A 16,594-nucleotide genomic window follows, 5' to 3' on the forward strand; every position below is an offset into this window, starting at 1 on the left:
CGGCTACAGTTGTGGTCTTTAACACTACGGCTCCGCCTGCACAAAAAGTCGTCTGACCTTCTGCGGTAATCACCGCGGCATCCGGAATTGGGTTTACAACAACCTCCAAGGCATTTGAAGCAGGACTTTCACAAGAAATCAAAGTGATTTTTACGCTGTAGCTTCCGCTTTCAGTTGCCGTATACGTCTGCTGAGTTGCCCCTGTGATCAGGTTTAGTCCTTTGTACCATTGGTAGCTATCGGCAACGGTCGTTGTCTTTAACACCACGGTTCCCCCTGCACAGAAAGTTGTTTGCCCTTCTGCGGTAATCACCGCAGCATCTGGAATTGGGTTTACCGTCACTGTTGCTTTTTTAGCATTACCCACCGCATTGTCACAAATATCTGCATTCCTCACCGTTACAAAATAATCGGTAGTACTGCCTGGCTCCACTTCCAAAGTAGCCCCTTCTTTAATTTTATTCGTTAACTGTGAGTCGCTATACCAGGTAAACACTGCACCCAAAAGCGTACTTTCCGCAGTTAGCATGACTTTATTACCTGCACAAATCGTCTGATTTGTAACCGTTACATCTGTGGCAAGTGCTCTATTTTTAATGGTAATATCCACACCAGCAGACATCACCTCACAACCATTTGAGTTTCTAACTTTAACCAGGTACTTGCCAGTCTTAGTGACCATAAAAAAGCTACTGGTCGCTCCGGCTATGTCACCATTATTATCTACCCATTGATAAGTAAGGTTCGTGTTATTGCTGGTTACAGAGAGCTTCACCGCTTCACCGCTACAAGAAACCACATTACCTTCCACAGTGATGGTTGATATTTCAGGCGGAGGAATAATGGTTATTTCTACTGTATTACTTCCTGGGGTAGAACAGCCGGCTTCGTTAGTTACGACAAGAGAATAAGTCCCTGCTTCGAAAACCATTAATTTCTTATTGATTGCGCCTGGAATCAACACCCCTTCCAGGTACCATTGATTCCCTTTATCAATAGAAGAAGTCAATGTAGTACCATCACCATCACAGAGTTCCGTTTTATTGGAAGTGATCGTTACTGTTATTGGATTTTCCGCCACTTTTAATGTCCCGATAGCTTCCGCATCACAACCAAAAGAAGAGCGTACCAACACCCTAATTCCTTGTCCATCGAGATTCAAAGGCACATTACTAAGCGTAAGGATACTTGTATTTGATCCTTTCACATCCGTTCCTTCGGCGAAATCCTGCCAGCCATTGCTGCCATTTTTGAACTGCCACTTATAGGTGTTATTTTCTCCTGAGGCTGTTGCGGTGATCGCAATACTTTTTCCATTACAAACCGCTAATACGTTTGGAAGCGTCACCACTGGTAGGGCTGCTACATGAATCAAATAAGTGGTTTTATGCTGATCATTTCTCTCCGTTCCTAAGGTGAAAGATCCGGTAGCCGATGGCGCTCCAGTAACCTCCATGGACTTATTGACATCATCTCGCTTAAAATCAAGTGCAGGAACATTTCCAATCAGGGATACGATATCATTATTTCCCTGGTAGGAGATCGTAGGAATAGCAGATCCTGCGCAAAGGTCATAAATCTGAAGGTGATGATACTTTATGTTGTTACAGTCTTCTACAGCGGTTCCATTTTTACATTCCAAATGTGGATCTGAGGGCGCGCTACCATCTGGATTCAGGTTAGGATTGGTTGCATCAGGGTCTGTTACGTCTGCCGGACGAAGAATACTAGCCTCGGCAGTCATGACCGGAATTGAAGGCGAAACCGTCAGTTTTCCAACAATGGTAAACTCGATCTCACAATTATTATTCATATCCAGTGTAGCGGTAAACTTGCCAACTCCGGTCAATGCGTTCTTCACTGTTCCAACACCATTTGTAATCGTGGAGGTTGGATTAACCGCGCTTATTTGGAATCCCTTCGGACTTAAGAAAGTAAAAAGAGCGCCTTGCACATCACTAGGGCCACTATTCTTCAATTTCACCTTATAAACTACCTGCTGATCGGAAAGGAAAGTACTGAGGTCTGGGGTGATGCTGAGCACTTTAAGATCTGCAACTTTTATAGTCAGGTCAATTGGATTGTCGATCTCACTTCCCTGGATGTAAGCCCAGGTATCCATGGACTTCTGATTTCCGAAACTATAGCTTCCGCTGCCAGAATTTGGAACTGCAGGTGCTTTGGCATTACTAGGGGCATAGGCGCCCCATTTATGGCCATTTGTTCTACTTGGAAGGCCATTTATCGCATTTAAAAAAGGGTTGGAACTTTCCGGGAAAGAGCCGGCTCCAGTGACATCGCTATCATCCCAATACGTTCTGTCACTGTATACGGATTCATCTTTGTTATTGACATCAAGATCATACGTTGTATTGTTTACGGTCAGTTCGATAATTAACCCTAAAGGATTAATTTCCATATCTATGTAAGGGAAATGAACTTCCGCAGATTGCAATTTGGTTTTCAAGGTACTCACTACAGAAGCGGGCAACAAGTAATTTCCATTGGCATCCTTCCCATCCCAAAAAACACTATTTTCCCCTGCATTTGCTACACCGATGATGATCCGATTTGCGATAGCACCCGCAGCGGTTACTACCGGAATGGTAATCCGGTAAGTTCCGATGGTACTGGATTCGAATTTAATATGGGCACCATTCCTTCCTGCAAGTCCGGGACTCCCTTCTGCACCAACAATCTTAAGGTTGGTAATTTTAGGAAGCACGGCATCGTTTTTCAACCAGGTTTCTGAAACCGGAGTGGTTGCAATTGCTGCTTTAGCAGGTAAATCAGGATTAGGCTTATTGTAGAATATTTTATGGGTGGTATTCGTCCCGTTGTCTGCAGAAATTGGATTATGCGTATAATTAAGAATATCCACCAGCGTGGATTTATCTAAGCTTTTGTAGGTTGGAACCGAGTTAACAGCAAAGCCATTGCTATTAGAGAAAAAGGTAAAACCTACCCCATTACTACCATTGGTTTTCACCCGGTAAGCGCGTCCATCCTTGGTGAGCACATAATGCGTGGCATAATACGCTTTTTCTGGAGTAAAACTGGCCGCGAGGTGAAGGTTGAGGACGTTTGCATACACCCTTCCGGTAAACCATTCATCTCCGCCTTTTTTCATAACTGAAACATCCCATGCGGCAATTTCATCCAGGTTACCATTGGTTCCACTACCATTGGATCCAGATTGAGTCCAGTCATCATTCGCAAGAATATCCGGAACATCCAATTTATCAGTTCCATCCAGTCCTGAAGGTGGAAGAAATTCAATTTTCCAGATCCCTTTTGTGGCTTCTGTTACGTCTACAGTAAAAGGCGTATAGGCATTGGCATTATCGTTCTTGCCTTTTTTGGGTCCGGCAATTTCTCCTTTACGGTTAGGGATTCTTCCAGCGGTCAGCGCGGTATTGGAATAGCTGGTGACACCCAATGGAGAAGTCACCGCGATCTTACCTTTCCCATAACCATGTGCACTTGAGGCTACGGCAATAACTTCTCCGGCATTTGCATACACATAATGGGTTCCTGCGGTCTTAAATGGCCATGATTCAGATGCGGTGTTGTTAGAATTACAATATAAAAATGCGCGGTTCCCTGTTGCACCTGCAGGATACAAGTCTTTGCTCCCTTCGGCATAGGCAACCGAAAAACTCAGTAGTACACAAAATACCACCAAGCAGTATAATTTGTTCGTTAGTAAAAAAGCCAGATGTCGGAGCGTTTTTAGCATCATACCTAATGACAAAAATGTATGGCCTTTAAGGAAATTGGTGATGAGCCATCTTGAATTTTCTTAAAGGTTAACTCAGATTATCACTACCAAATTAATTAGAATTTTTATAATATTCCCATAGAGCGTATGAAAAATTGCCTTTTTTAATAAAAACCGAGCCAAAAAAAACAACTAATCATAAAACTATATTTAAACTACAGGGAGTAGATAAATTAACCATAGAAGACAAAACAATCAAAAATAATTGTCGAAAAAAGTAGACAAAGAAGTAAGCAATTCCCCTATTTGGGGAATTAAATACACACATAAAATAATGTAATCACCATGCCACACACATTCAGCATCTAAATACATGACCATAAACAGGAATAAAATCCAGTTTCAACAAAAAATCCGGCAAACAAGAAAAAACATAGGAAAAATAAAATTCTAAAAGAGAAAGAAAAGGTCTTAAAAATATCAAAATGATAATTTATAAAACAACTACACAAGAAAATCAGCGTAAAACATTAGCTAACCATGCGCTAACCAAGCCAGGAATCAGCGATAAGCTGAAAGCTTCAATCCGAACACAAAAGAACACCTACAACCAACTGGATATCAGTAAATATTATCAGTGATTTATTAAGAAAATCAAAAATTGTGATGAAGATCATTTTTTTTGTTTTGACAGGGATATATATTTGGCTATATAATTTATTCTATTCGATGGATGTCGAAAAAAAGGGGCCCGTTCCGGGAAGTTCGGCCCCTTAAATTTCTCCCTCCTATTTATAGAACTTCCTGATCAAACTGGGCAATACGATTAACAATAAGGGCATTGCCATCAAAAAACCACCAATAATTGCAATTGCTAAAGGCTGATGTAGTTGTGAACCAGCTCCGATACCCAATGCCAATGGACTTAAAGCAAGGATTGCCCCTAAAGCAGTCATCAGTTTAGGCCTTAACCTCGTGGAAATCGCATAGACCAGCGCATCATCCAATCCTTTGGCAACCAAAGACTCCCTAAACTGTAAGAAAGTAAAAATGGCATTTTCTGCCACGATCCCCACCATCATAATCATTCCTGTATAACTACCAACATTCAATGGCGTATTGGTTAAAAATAAGGCCAGGCAACTTCCTGAAACCCCAAGAATGGCGATCAATAAAATGATAAATGCAATTTTAAACTCTTTAAAAACGAACAGGATCACACTGAAAACCAATAAGCTAGAGAGCACTAAAATCATAAAAAGCTCTTTAAAAGACTGTTGCTGTTCCGCGTAAGCACCACCATATTCGATGTAATAGCCATTAGGAAGCTGAACTTTTGCGGAAATCTGCTTTTGAATATCCGCGATAACACTTCCTAAATCCCGTTGATCCAATCTTGCGGAAATTAAACCAATCGACTGTAGGTTTTCCCTTTCCACCTCGGCTTCTCCGGTTTTAATCTGAACCTTGGCCAGCATCTGAATTGGAATCATTTTTCCATTGTCCAGGAATATACCCATTTTACTTAGCGCCTCCATATTGGGCGCATCCCCTTGGAAAGACACCATTCTGATTGGAAACAGCTGCTGTAAACTATAAACATTCCCGATCACATTACCTTCAATAGCGCCCTGAACCTGCAACTGAAATGAAGCTGGCGAAATCCCATACTGTGCTAAAGCAGCATAATCCGGAACAATATCTACGGAGGGGCCGGCGATCACAATTCCATCAAACACATCGGCGGTACCCTTCACCTTTGAAACCACATCGGCCACACTTTTTGAAAGTTGTTGAAGCTCCTGCTGATTGGTTCCGAATATTTTAAGCTCAATAGGCTGCGTAGCACTCATCAAATCACCGAGCATATCGCCGATCACCTGTCCAAAATCAACCGTTAATGCAGGCTGGGATTGCTCGATCTTATGCCTGATCTCAGCAATCACCTCGTCAGTACTCCTGCTTCTGTTTTGCTTCAACTGAATCAGATAATCTCCGGTATTTGGTGCGGTAATGAAAAAGCCCATTTGTGTACCTGTACGTCTGGAATAAGCTTCTACCTCCGGAATTTTGACAATCATTTTCTCCACTTCAGTCAGTATCCGATCTGTCTCCTGGAGGGAGGTACCTGCCGGTGTTTTATAATCGAGCACAATACTGCCTTCATCCATTTCTGGCAAGAAACCGGTTTCTAAACGCGGAAATAAAAGCACCATAATGAATAACAGTAACACTATAAATCCGAAACTCAGATAAGCTCTCCGAATAAAATAACTGATCCAGGCACTATTTTTCGAGGAACCGGCTGCTGTTTTCGAAGCGGCTTGTCCGGACTCGAACATTTCATTTCCAGGAAGCACCTTTTCTGATTCCTTTTGTTTTTTTGATAACAGCAGGTAAATCACTGGTAAACCGATCCAGGTTACAAAAAAAGAGCAAAGCAAGGTGATCACCATCGTGTTGGTCATCACTTGAAAATAAGAACCCGCAACCCCCGTCATCAGTGCAAAGGGAATAAAGATCACAATGGTACTAATGGAAGAGCCCAACATGGCAGGAAAAAGGTAGGCGATTGCTTTTTGCAACAATACGGAAGTTGGCTCATCCGGATGCTCTTCATGGGTACGGTGAATCTGCTCTACCACCACAATTGCATCATCGATGATCAGACCTATAGCTGCTGCGATAGCCCCTAAAGTCATGATGTTAAAAGAATAACCGACGGCATACAAAGAAATCAGGGTTAAACCCAGCGTAACCGGAATGGTCAGCAGAATAGTCAGACTTGGTTTTAAGGACCGCAGAAAGAAGATGGCTACTACAATGGCCAGCAGCAGTCCTACCCACAGGCTATCGGTTACGCTTTTTACTGCACGGTCCACAAAATCTGCTTGCAGATAATAGGGTTTTATGGTTACCCCCTGAGGTAGGATCTTCCTCAAATCGGCAACCTTTTGTTCCATTTGGCTGGATAAATCAATCAGATTGGCGTTGGGCTGCTTGATTACGGCAATCAAAATCCCTTCTTTACCATTCGCATTTACCCGTGTATACTCAATGGCTTCTTCTGAACTTAAGTCTGCCAGCTCTTTCAACCTCACTGTCCTATTATTCTTTTTACTGACGATCAGATTTCCAAGATCTTCCTTAGTTTTCAAGGTTACATCGGTAACCGATAAATATAAATAGTTGAAATTGGCTACATAACCATTGGATTTCACAAAATTGGTTTGCGCCATAGCATTCGCAATCTGTTCTGGTGTGATCGCCAAAGCGGTCATATTCGAAGCATTTAGCTTTACCCGGAATTCTTTCGTTTTACCCCCGATGATTCGGATTTCTGAGACCCCTTGTACCTGCAATAGAAATGGCTTAATGGTCAGGTCAGCCAATTGCTTGAGTTCAATTGGGGATTTTGTGGCACTTTCCAGGGTATAGCCGCTCACTGGAAGAATTGCAGGATTCATCTTCTCAATACTGAGGCTTAATCCTGGCGGCAGACTGGTTTTAATTTTAGCAATTTGCGATTCAATTCTTTGCTGGCTCAGGTCGATGTCTGCATTCCAGTTCATGTATGCAGAGATTTCGCAGCTGCCCCTACTGGTCACACTGCGGATCAGTTTTAAATCAGGCACCTGCTTCACCACATTCTCCAGGGGCTTGGTCACTGTTAACATCATTTGATTAACCGGTTGCAACTCCCCCTCTGCAATGATCTTGATCTTCGGAAAAGTGATCTCCGGAAATAGTGCCGTTTTGATCTTGGTATAAGAAAAAACACCACCTAAAAGAATCAGCAGCAACACTGCGATCAGCGGTTTCTTATGAGAAATGAAAAAGTTATTCATGGCTATGGCTTGATTTTAACTTTCGCCGTATCTGCAAGGCCATAATTCCCGGTCAGCACAAACCGCTCATTTGAAGAAAAGGCTGGCGACAAGATTTCTATCTGTTTCCCATCATCGATCCCCTTTTTCACAATGACCTTGACTGCCGTAGAATCATTAATCAACTTCATGACCCAAAACTCATCTTCCGTTTCATTACTCAGCAGGGCAGATTTTGGCAATGTTAAAGCATTAGGGTGTGCCACATTGATCACCCGCGCTACGGCCACCAGATTTTCTGGAATCGCATGAACCGGGTTTACCCGAATGATAAAACGCTGCGTTTGCGCGATAGAATCTACTGTCGCCAAAGGTGCCGCAATCGTCCCCTTCAACTTTTCACCATCTGGTAAAGTCAGCATGACCACTGCATTATTTACCAAATTTTGTCGCATGGCGTAAGGAACATCCAATAAAAATACCAGACTACTTTTGTTACTCAATACTGCCAGCGTCTCCCCTTCCGTCACATAATCCCCTTTCTGATGATTGACCATGGTGATAAAGCCCGCTTGTGCAGCCCTGATATTTGATGTTCCGGAAAACTTAAATCCAGGATCCAGTCGATTGATGGAATTCCCAATCGCCTGAGCTTCTTTAGTGACCAAGCTAAATAACACCTGGCCACTATTGACAACATCCCCCATTTTTACCTTCATATCACGCAGGTATCCATTGATACTTGCTTTTATATTACTTTTCTCCAGATAGGTTGCACTGGCATTTAAATCTATATAAGACGCCATGTCATGATGTCCAGCCAAAGTAACCTGCACTGGTGTTTGCAGATCCGGAGCCTCCTGAGCCGATTCTTTTGGTGTATTCCCGCAAGCCGACAACAAGAGTCCGAGCATGGAGACCGCTAGCTTATTTTTCCAGTTCTTCATATTACCTGTTCCAATAATTGAATTGATTGATCAGCTTAAAGCCATTGATATGTGTTTGGCGCAGTAAATTCTTTGCCGTCAGATAATTATTAATCGCAAGGATGTAATCTGCGATCCGAAGGTCACCGTTACGCAAAAGCTGACTATCTACTTCCATCAGGCTTTTCGCAAAGCGGATCTGTTCGTTGATCTGCGGATACAACTGTTGGTTCTCCCGAATCTGCTGCAACAATAGATTTATCTGCTGTTGATGTTGGCGGACAAAAAACTCCTTATAGGCCGTTCCGGTTTCTTGTTGAATATCCAGCTGACGCAGTTGCAATGCCTTTTGATGCCCATCATAAATTGGGATGGAAAGTGTAAAGCCGGCACTCGTTCCGAAATTCTTATAGGGTTGCAGTAAAAAAGAAGAATTGTATCCTCCATTTACATACACACTGACTTTAGGTCTATAGTTAAGCGCGACACCTTTTTTATCGTTTTCATTTTTCAGGCTGTCCAGTTTAAAGCGGGTGGTGAAAAACTCGTAAGCTACCGGGGTAGCGGGAGCCATATCCGGTGCTTTTAAAACCTTTACCGTCGTATCGTTAATCCCACACAGATAGTTTAGCAATGCATAATCATTCTTAAACTGCAGTTCAGCTTGTTTCCAGGTTAACTGCTGTTGCTGAAAGGTAACTAAGAAAGTCAGGTATTCGGACTGCTTATAAGTATTTGCACGGGTCAGCTTTTTGAGGATCAGCTCTTCTTTTTTCAGCAGGTCATAAACTTCCGCATTAAAATCCATTTGCTCCTGACTGGCATAAGCATTTAAGTATTGATCGGTAATGTTTTTCTTTAAATCCAGTACGGACCAATTGGCGGCATAGGTAAGGGAATCTTTATGGATTTTGAACTGTTCCATTTGTTGACTGATGACACCTTTCCCCAGCAGCCTATAGTTCAAGGTCAGTAAAGCATCCAGCGACTGTCCATTACTGAGTGCCTGATCATAACCATAACCTTTGATCACCGGTGCATACATGCCTGTTGAACTTGCGGTAACCTGCGGTAAATAACCTGCCCTCCACCTCAGGCTATCCAGCTGATTATTGCGCTGCTGGTTTTTATAGTCATTTAAGAGCGGACTTGCATTTACGCCCTGCTTTAGGAAAAAATCAAGGTCTCTGTCGGATGTAATTTGTCCTTTCCCGGAAACCGAGATCAGGACCAATACAACCAGGCCATAAATGCTATTTTTAAAACGTCCCATGGAAAGAAAGGCCGACAGATTTATCCTGATACACCGGTACCATACTGTAACTCAGCGTTTGCTTACCGATCAGTAATTTCTTTACATGTGGATATAAATAATAGGCCACTTTAGTGGAGAGAATCCCTATTCCGGCACCAGCTACCACATCACTCAACCAATGTTTGTTGTTGTACATTCTCAATGTTCCTGTGGCTGTTGCTACCGCATAACCGGCTACACCATACCATGGAGAAACATCTTTATATTCTTGTTTTAGGAATTCTGCTGCTGCAAAAGCCGTCGCTGTGTGTCCGGAAGGAAAGGAATTATAACCACTTCCATCGGGTCTTAAACGATGTGACTCTTTCTTTAAAAGGAATACACTTCCACCCATGATGGCGGTAGACAACACATAAATTCCGGTGGCATCTACCAGGCTATGCTTTCCTTTTATCCCGGCTAAGTTCAACGCATAAACTGCGGCGGCTGGGGCAAACTGCATATAGTTGTCCAGATGTGCGGCAAATAATGGATGATCTTCCTGAAGTTCATTTTTTGTAGTCCGGTCTAAGTCGCTGATTGGATTATTCCCAAAAGACAATGCACCATAGGTTATAAATACCGCAGGAACGATCAAAGCTTTCAGATGTAAGGGGTTTTGGCTGGTGTTCTTTATCGCTAGAGAATCCACAGATTGAACCTGGGCATACAAAAATACTGGCAGACAAAATGCCATTAAGAGACAGCTAAGCTTTTTCATTATCCGAATTTTAAACTAAAGCTAACCATTAAAATTGTAGTAATTCTGTAGTGGTTCTCGTATTTAAAAAGTTCCTGACATGGAGAAGCCAACTGCGCCCTGCTGGTAAGCTGGCACCAGGTTAAAATTCGTTTGCTTTCTGCCCATGATGAGTTTTTTTAGCTGTGGATAAACTAAATAGCCCAATTTAGCGGAGAGGATCCCTACTCCGGCACCTGCCACGACATCACTAACCCAATGTTTATTGTTGTAAAGTCTGAAAACCCCGGTGGTGGTTGCTACCGCATAACCTGCGTAACCAATCCAGGGAGAAACGTCTTTATATTCTTGTTTTAGGAATTCAGCGGCGACAAAAGAGGCGGCACTATGGCCAGAGGGGAAAGAGTCGTACCCACTCCCATCTGGGCGAAGTCTGTGGGATTGTTTTTTAGCGATGGCCACCATTCCGGTCATAATCCCCATAGACACCACATAATTACCGGTTGCATCAAGATAGCTATTTCTGCCCTTTACGCCTGCCAGGTTAAGACCATAAACGGCCAATGCAGGTACATACCGCATAAAATCATCTGCGTGTTTAGAAAAAAACGGATGGTCTTCCTGAAGTTCCGCCTGGGTAGTTCTATCCAGATCTCTGATAAAGTTATCTCCTTTTGCCATTAATCCATAGCCAATAAATACCGCAGGGATAATAAAAGGGGCGATTTTAACTTTATTGTTATTTGTAGAATCGGCACGTTGGCCTTTGGTAATCAAGGAAAAACACAATAGCAACAACAGGCTACACTTCAATCTCAACATCTTTATACAGTTCTTTTTCAAAACTACCGATCAATTCTGTAGCAATTCTGTGGGGTTAAACCGTTAATTTAGGGCTTTATTTTCAGAACTACAAAAATCAGGCACATTGATGGCATCATAAATGTTGTTGAAGCCGAATACACAAAAATTAAATTATATGTCCAAAATTGAAATCACCCTAAATCAGCTTGTAGATGGCCTGCTCGGTCGTATTCCTTCCTTAATCGCTGCGATCATCACGCTATTGGTAGGTTTATATCTGATTAAGTTCCTGCTCCGCTTTTTAACCAACCGCTTTACAAAAGGAAGAATTGACATTTCATTGTCGAGCTTTCTATTGAGCGTCATCAAAGTTATACTTTATGTACTGTTGATACTGACAGTGGCCTCTACATTGGGCATTCAAACCACTTCTTTCGTTGCCGTGTTGGGTGCCGCTGGTTTGGCTGTAGGTTTAGCCTTACAGGGCAGTCTTTCTAATTTTGCAGGTGGCGTGTTGATCCTGTTGTTTAAACCCTTCCGGGTGGGTCATGCCATATCCACAAATAATGGGGTGAGTGGCACTGTGCTTAAAATTGACATTTTATATACAACGCTAAAAGCGGGAAATGGCACGACGTTATATGCGCCAAACGGTCCTTTAGCCAATGCGGTGATCAACAACTTAACCGACAACGACACCAGAATGCTGGAATATGTGATTGGTGTATCTTACGACTCCGATGTGAATGTGGCGAGAAACGTGATTACGAAAGTTCTGGCGGCAGATCCACAGATCCTGAAAGATCCGGAGCCTAAGGTATTGGTAACGGCTTTAGCAGACAGCTCTATTAGCCTGACGATCCGTGCCTGGGCAAAGAACACCGAGTTCTGGCCGGTTTATCACAGAAACTTTCAATTGATCAAAGAAGAGCTGGATAAAAACAGTATTGGAATTCCAGCTCCGCAACGTGAAGTCCATGTGATTACGGGTACGGAGACACAAACGAAGTTCCCGACGAAGTAATCAAAACTTCTTTAAAAAAAAAACGAGCGTACCTTTTGGATACGCTCGTTTTTTTTAGGTGTTTTTATATTATTTACCTTCGTATTTTTTGAAGATTGATGTGGCAGTATGCCCACCAAAACCAAAGGTATTGTTCATTACATAATTGATTTTCTTAGCTACTGACTTTCCTAGAACGATGTGTAAACCTTCAGGAATAGACTCATCTAAAGTCTCTGTATTTGTCGTACCGGGAACCATATCGTGTTGTGCAGATAGCACACTGATCACTGCTTCAAGGGCGCCTGCTGCACCTAATAAGTGGCCAGTCATAGATTTTGTTCCGCTAATCAATACCGGAGCATCATTGAATACTTTTTTAATACCTAGCAATTCACTTAAATCACCAAGACCTGTTGAAGTCGCATGTGCATTGATGTAGTCAATTTGTTCTGGTTGAATTCCGGCATCTTTCAATGCTTTTTTCATTCCTTGCACAGCACCTAATCCCTGAGGATGTGTACCTGTCAAGTGATAAGCATCAGCAGCCATACCACCACCAACCATCTCACCATAAATAGTAGCACCTCTGGCGATGGCGTAATCGTAATCTTCCAGGATTAATGCCGCAGCACCTTCTGCAATCACAAAACCATCTCTATCTTTATCGAATGGGCGCGAAGCTCTTTCCGGATCGTCATTTCTTTTCGACAATGCCTGAGCAGCATTAAATCCTCCCACAGAAGAATCTGTGATTGCTGCTTCAGAACCACCAGCGATCATGATATTCGCTTTACCTAATCTAATGGTATCAAACGCACTGATAATCGCTGTGTTTGAAGACGCACAAGCAGAAACTGTACAATAGTTTGGACCATGCAGACTGTTACGGATGGAGATTACTCCAGCAGCAATATCTACAATCATTTTTGGAATAAAATAAGGGCTGAATCTTGGAGTACCATCACCCAGGTGATATTCTTTCAATTGTTGTTCAAAAGTACCGATTCCACCATTTCCTGTTGCCCAGATCACACCTACCTCACAACGGTCTTCCTCAGACATGGTTGAGAAATCAAGTCCTGCCGCTTGAATGGCCTGGTCACTTGCTGCAATGGCATATTGAGTATAGACGTCATACTTTCTGACTTCCTTTTTCTCCACGTAATCTTCTGCATTAAAGTCTTTGACTTCACAGGCAAAATGAGTTTTAAATTTGGTAGAATCAAATTTTGTGATTGGTCCTACTCCACTTTTACCTGCCAGGATATTCTTCCACAATTCATCTACAGAATTTCCTAATGGACTAACAACACCCATTCCGGTTACGACTACTCTTTTCATCCTATTTGTTTTTTATTTAATATTGTTACTGGCTTAAAGCAGCCATTGTATCTTCTATGTTTTAACCGCCTGTGCTTTCTTCTGGTTTTCTTCTTTCCGTCCGCAACAGATTACTATAGCCTTTGGCAATGAGCCGGGTTCTGTTTTCATTCCAGACCTCACAGCTTACATTGACAATTTGCCGGCCTTTCTTCACCATAATTGTTTCTGCAATGATCAGGTGGTCTTCTTTCGCCGATGCGAAATAATCCACCACTAAATTGATCGTTACATAATAATGGGGTTCATCATAAGCAAACAATGTTGCGCCGATGGCATCATCAATAATGGCAGCAGTAATTCCGCCATGCAAGATTCCCATTGGATTGGTCATTTCTTTCCTCACCTTATGTTGCAATACCAGCTTTCCTTTTTCTACAGCGAGCAGCGTTGGTTTTAACCAATTCAATACAGGTGATAAAGAAGTGCTCATCTCCTGTCCGATGTGCTGTATGAAAAATTCTGAGGGTTTAAGCATAAGATTTTATGTCCGTGCAGTTCTGGACGCTATAAATTCCAGAGCGCAAATATACCCACCCTTAGTTGAAAAACAAACTAAAAGGCCGAATGAATACGGAAAAGACTAGTAAACAGAATTGCTTTTACCTGTTTCTGCTGTTGCCGCCTCGACTGAAGCCTGCGTTTGAGCAGCTATTTTCTCGTTTTCTATCGCCGTTAGCGCTTTATTAATTTCATTATATTGGTTTAAAGCATCAGGGTGCAGCGCAAGAATCCCGTTTACCTGTTGCGTATTTCCAACGGCCAACTGCTCATTTAGCAGGACTACATCTGCGCTATTCAATTGTTTATTCTCGAATTTAGCGGTCCAGTGGTTGATAAAACCTGCGATTTGCTTGGTTTCCATTTCTAAAGTAATCGGGCTAAAGCTCTTTCTCAGCACTTCAGCTTCGTACCTTTCCAGGTTGCAAGCCGGGTTGAAAGCCTTTAAAAAAGGCATGTTATACTTATTTAACTTTTTGAAGGAGCTAAAAAGATAAGGCAGAGCGATGAGCGTGATGAGAATTAGTGCGCCAATTGTGATGTAGTTCATATTTAAGGGTTTGATTTGATCTTTTTATGGATACCATATTCCGGTAGACTGGCAAAAGTAATAGAAAAATAAGGAATAAGAAAATCACTACTTTATGTACATACATAATTGCATTTTTTTTCTAAGTTTGTATGGCAGTCCAGATACCTATGTACATGAGTTATAAAATAGACCACAAAAGCCCTATTCCGCTTCATATTCAGGCAGAGCAGTTATTGAGAGCGCTCATTAAAGAGCCCGAATATCAGGAAGGAAAAATGCTGCCCAATGAGGTGGATTTAGCAAAAGTTCTGGCTATTTCCCGCACTACATTGCGTTTGGCCATTAATAAATTGGTTTATGAGGAACTATTGGTCCGCAAAAAAGGAGTAGGAACCAAGGTGTCGACTGGTAAATTCAGCTCGAAATCTAAAAACTGGCTGAGCTTTTCGCAGGAGATGACAGCAAGAGGTATTCCGGTTAAAAACTTCGAGTTACACATCAGCTGGGTATATCCGGATCAGTATATTGCTAATTTCTTCGACATCAAGACCGACAAGAAGATCCTGAAGATGGAGCGTTTACGCGGAAAGGTGAATGATCCTTTTGTTTATTTCATTTCTTATTTTCATCCTAGAATTGGATTGACGGGAGAAGAGGACTTCAAAAGACCGCTTTATGAAATCCTGGAACAGGACTACCATACCATAGCGGAGCTATCCAAGGAAGAGATTTCGGCCATTGCTGCAGACAAATTTACGGCAACAAAATTAGAAGCAGAACCTGGATCTCCGATCTTACTGAGAAAGCGATTCGTTTATGATCAATCTGAACGCCCATTGGAATACAACTTAGGTTATTACAAGGCCGACAGCTTTACTTATGTGGTAGAAAGCCGCAGAACCGATTAACCACCCAGTCAGTTCTGATCAAAAGATGGGGAAATCGGATGCGATTTCCGCAACAGTTTACGTTCCTTCAAAAAGGAGTTCATCGTACTCAACAGAATCTTTATAGAAAAAGGTTTCTGTAGAAAGGCATCACCGCCACACTTGTAGGAAAATAAATGAGCCTTAGAAAAGCTGGAATACATGATCACCGGCAGGTGGCAGGTATGCGGCTTTGACCTCAGTTGCGAACAGAGTTCACCTCCTTTTAACCAGGGCAGCAGGTATTCCATGAGTACCAAATCGGGTGCAAATTCATCCACTAAAGGTATAATATTACCCAGCTGATGATAAACCCGATGGTTAAAACCTAATTTATCAAAAACGTTAGAGAGTTGCTTCGCATGAATTTTATCATTGTCGACAATCACTATTCTGGGCGACCGGATTTGTAAAACAGGATACCTTTCCGGACTATCTTGATATTGCAAATTTACCATGAGCATCATTTTCCAATAAATTTACAACATTAACTTTCCGAAATCACCCGTTTTTATACGTATTATTCTTACAGTAAATACCTGTTTTACTAGGATTTAACTCCCACAACCAAGGGGTTTCAGCGCAGAACGGATGATTAGAACTGAATTGGTTTCTTAGCATTGAACTCGCCACAGGTAGGGTTGCTTTTAGGTTTAACCAGCATATAAACTCCTAGTCCGATTAAAACCAAGGCACCTTTAGCTCCTGAGAGGTCTACAAATGGGAAGTCGCCCAAAGTATAAACTGCTCCGATGATCACCAGGACTACCCAGCCTGCCACCTTAAAATCTTTACGATAGCCCATCCATAAACCTATTCCAAGTAAGATGGTACTCCAGGAGAATAACCAGGATGGGAGTTCCAAGCCTAAATTATCCAGGATCATGATTAATCCAATGGCCAGAATGCTTACTCCGGCAACAACATGAAAGTTAATTTTTTGTGATTTGCTTTGCGTTTCCATAATCTTTTTTCTT

14 protein-coding genes are annotated in these 16,594 nt (G+C 42.1%); 3 read left to right on the top strand and 11 right to left on the bottom strand.

What is annotated here, in order from left to right; genetic code table 11:
* Positions 1–3,742: Ig-like domain-containing protein (locus tag GM920_RS15710; RefSeq protein WP_449581076.1), on the bottom strand; the 3,742-nt coding region annotated here is incomplete at its 3' end.
* Positions 3,743–4,206: 464 nt separating this feature from the next.
* On the opposite strand from GM920_RS15710, the gene GM920_RS15715 reads away from it, so the two are divergent.
* Positions 4,207–4,362: a hypothetical protein gene (locus GM920_RS15715; protein WP_182959247.1), complete on the top strand. Its 156-nt coding sequence runs from the start codon at positions 4,207–4,209 to the stop codon at positions 4,360–4,362.
* A gap of 147 nt (positions 4,363–4,509) precedes the next feature.
* Here the strand turns inward: GM920_RS15715 and GM920_RS15720 are convergent, their stop codons facing one another.
* The 5 genes from GM920_RS15720 to GM920_RS15740 all read right to left on the bottom strand — a co-directional run bounded on the left by GM920_RS15720 (position 4,510) and on the right by GM920_RS15740 (position 11,290).
* Positions 4,510–7,569: an efflux RND transporter permease subunit gene (locus GM920_RS15720; RefSeq protein WP_182959250.1), complete on the bottom strand. Its 3,060-nt coding sequence runs from the start codon at positions 7,567–7,569 to the stop codon at positions 4,510–4,512.
* A gap of 2 nt (positions 7,570–7,571) precedes the next feature.
* A complete protein-coding gene (locus GM920_RS15725) occupies positions 7,572–8,495 on the bottom strand; it encodes an efflux RND transporter periplasmic adaptor subunit (RefSeq protein ID WP_202986129.1) in 924 nt (307 codons plus the stop codon).
* Position 8,496: 1 nt separating this feature from the next.
* A complete protein-coding gene (locus GM920_RS15730; RefSeq protein WP_182959251.1) occupies positions 8,497–9,747 on the bottom strand; it encodes a TolC family protein in 1,251 nt (416 codons plus the stop codon).
* Positions 9,734–10,489, bottom strand: a complete 756-nt coding sequence (locus GM920_RS15735) for a phosphatase PAP2 family protein (protein ID WP_182959253.1) — start codon at positions 10,487–10,489, stop codon at positions 9,734–9,736. Before GM920_RS15735 ends, GM920_RS15730 begins: the two co-directional genes overlap by 14 nt.
* Before the next feature lie 63 nt (positions 10,490–10,552).
* On the bottom strand, positions 10,553–11,290 hold the full coding sequence (locus GM920_RS15740; protein ID WP_182959255.1) for a phosphatase PAP2 family protein: 738 nt from the start codon (positions 11,288–11,290) through the stop codon (positions 10,553–10,555).
* A 157-nt stretch (positions 11,291–11,447) separates the two neighbouring features.
* Here GM920_RS15740 and GM920_RS15745 point away from each other — a divergent pair, with 157 nt between their 5' ends.
* Entirely contained in the window at positions 11,448–12,296 is an 849-nt protein-coding gene (locus tag GM920_RS15745; RefSeq protein ID WP_235964548.1) for a mechanosensitive ion channel family protein, read from the top strand.
* A 69-nt stretch (positions 12,297–12,365) separates the two neighbouring features.
* On the opposite strand, the gene fabF is transcribed toward GM920_RS15745, so the two are convergent.
* From fabF to GM920_RS15760, 3 genes are all read right to left on the bottom strand, one after another.
* Positions 12,366–13,619, bottom strand: a complete 1,254-nt coding sequence (fabF, locus tag GM920_RS15750; RefSeq protein WP_182959259.1) for a beta-ketoacyl-ACP synthase II — start codon at positions 13,617–13,619, stop codon at positions 12,366–12,368.
* A 61-nt stretch (positions 13,620–13,680) separates the two neighbouring features.
* Positions 13,681–14,136: a PaaI family thioesterase gene (locus GM920_RS15755; RefSeq protein WP_182959261.1), complete on the bottom strand. Its 456-nt coding sequence runs from the start codon at positions 14,134–14,136 to the stop codon at positions 13,681–13,683.
* A 105-nt stretch (positions 14,137–14,241) separates the two neighbouring features.
* Entirely contained in the window at positions 14,242–14,709 is a 468-nt protein-coding gene (locus GM920_RS15760; RefSeq protein WP_182959263.1) for a hypothetical protein, read from the bottom strand.
* A gap of 131 nt (positions 14,710–14,840) precedes the next feature.
* Here GM920_RS15760 and GM920_RS15765 point away from each other — a divergent pair, with 131 nt between their 5' ends.
* On the top strand, positions 14,841–15,599 hold the full coding sequence (locus GM920_RS15765) for a GntR family transcriptional regulator (RefSeq protein ID WP_235964549.1): 759 nt from the start codon (positions 14,841–14,843) through the stop codon (positions 15,597–15,599).
* A gap of 8 nt (positions 15,600–15,607) precedes the next feature.
* Here the strand turns inward: GM920_RS15765 and GM920_RS15770 are convergent, their stop codons facing one another.
* A complete protein-coding gene (locus GM920_RS15770; RefSeq protein ID WP_182959265.1) occupies positions 15,608–16,084 on the bottom strand; it encodes a response regulator in 477 nt (158 codons plus the stop codon).
* A 128-nt stretch (positions 16,085–16,212) separates the two neighbouring features.
* A complete protein-coding gene (locus GM920_RS15775) occupies positions 16,213–16,581 on the bottom strand; it encodes a LiaF transmembrane domain-containing protein (RefSeq protein WP_182959267.1) in 369 nt (122 codons plus the stop codon).
* Positions 16,582–16,594: the final 13 nt, after the last annotated feature.

It is taken from the genome of Pedobacter gandavensis, assembly GCF_014172405.1.
Lineage (GTDB): Bacteria > Bacteroidota > Bacteroidia > Sphingobacteriales > Sphingobacteriaceae > Pedobacter > Pedobacter gandavensis.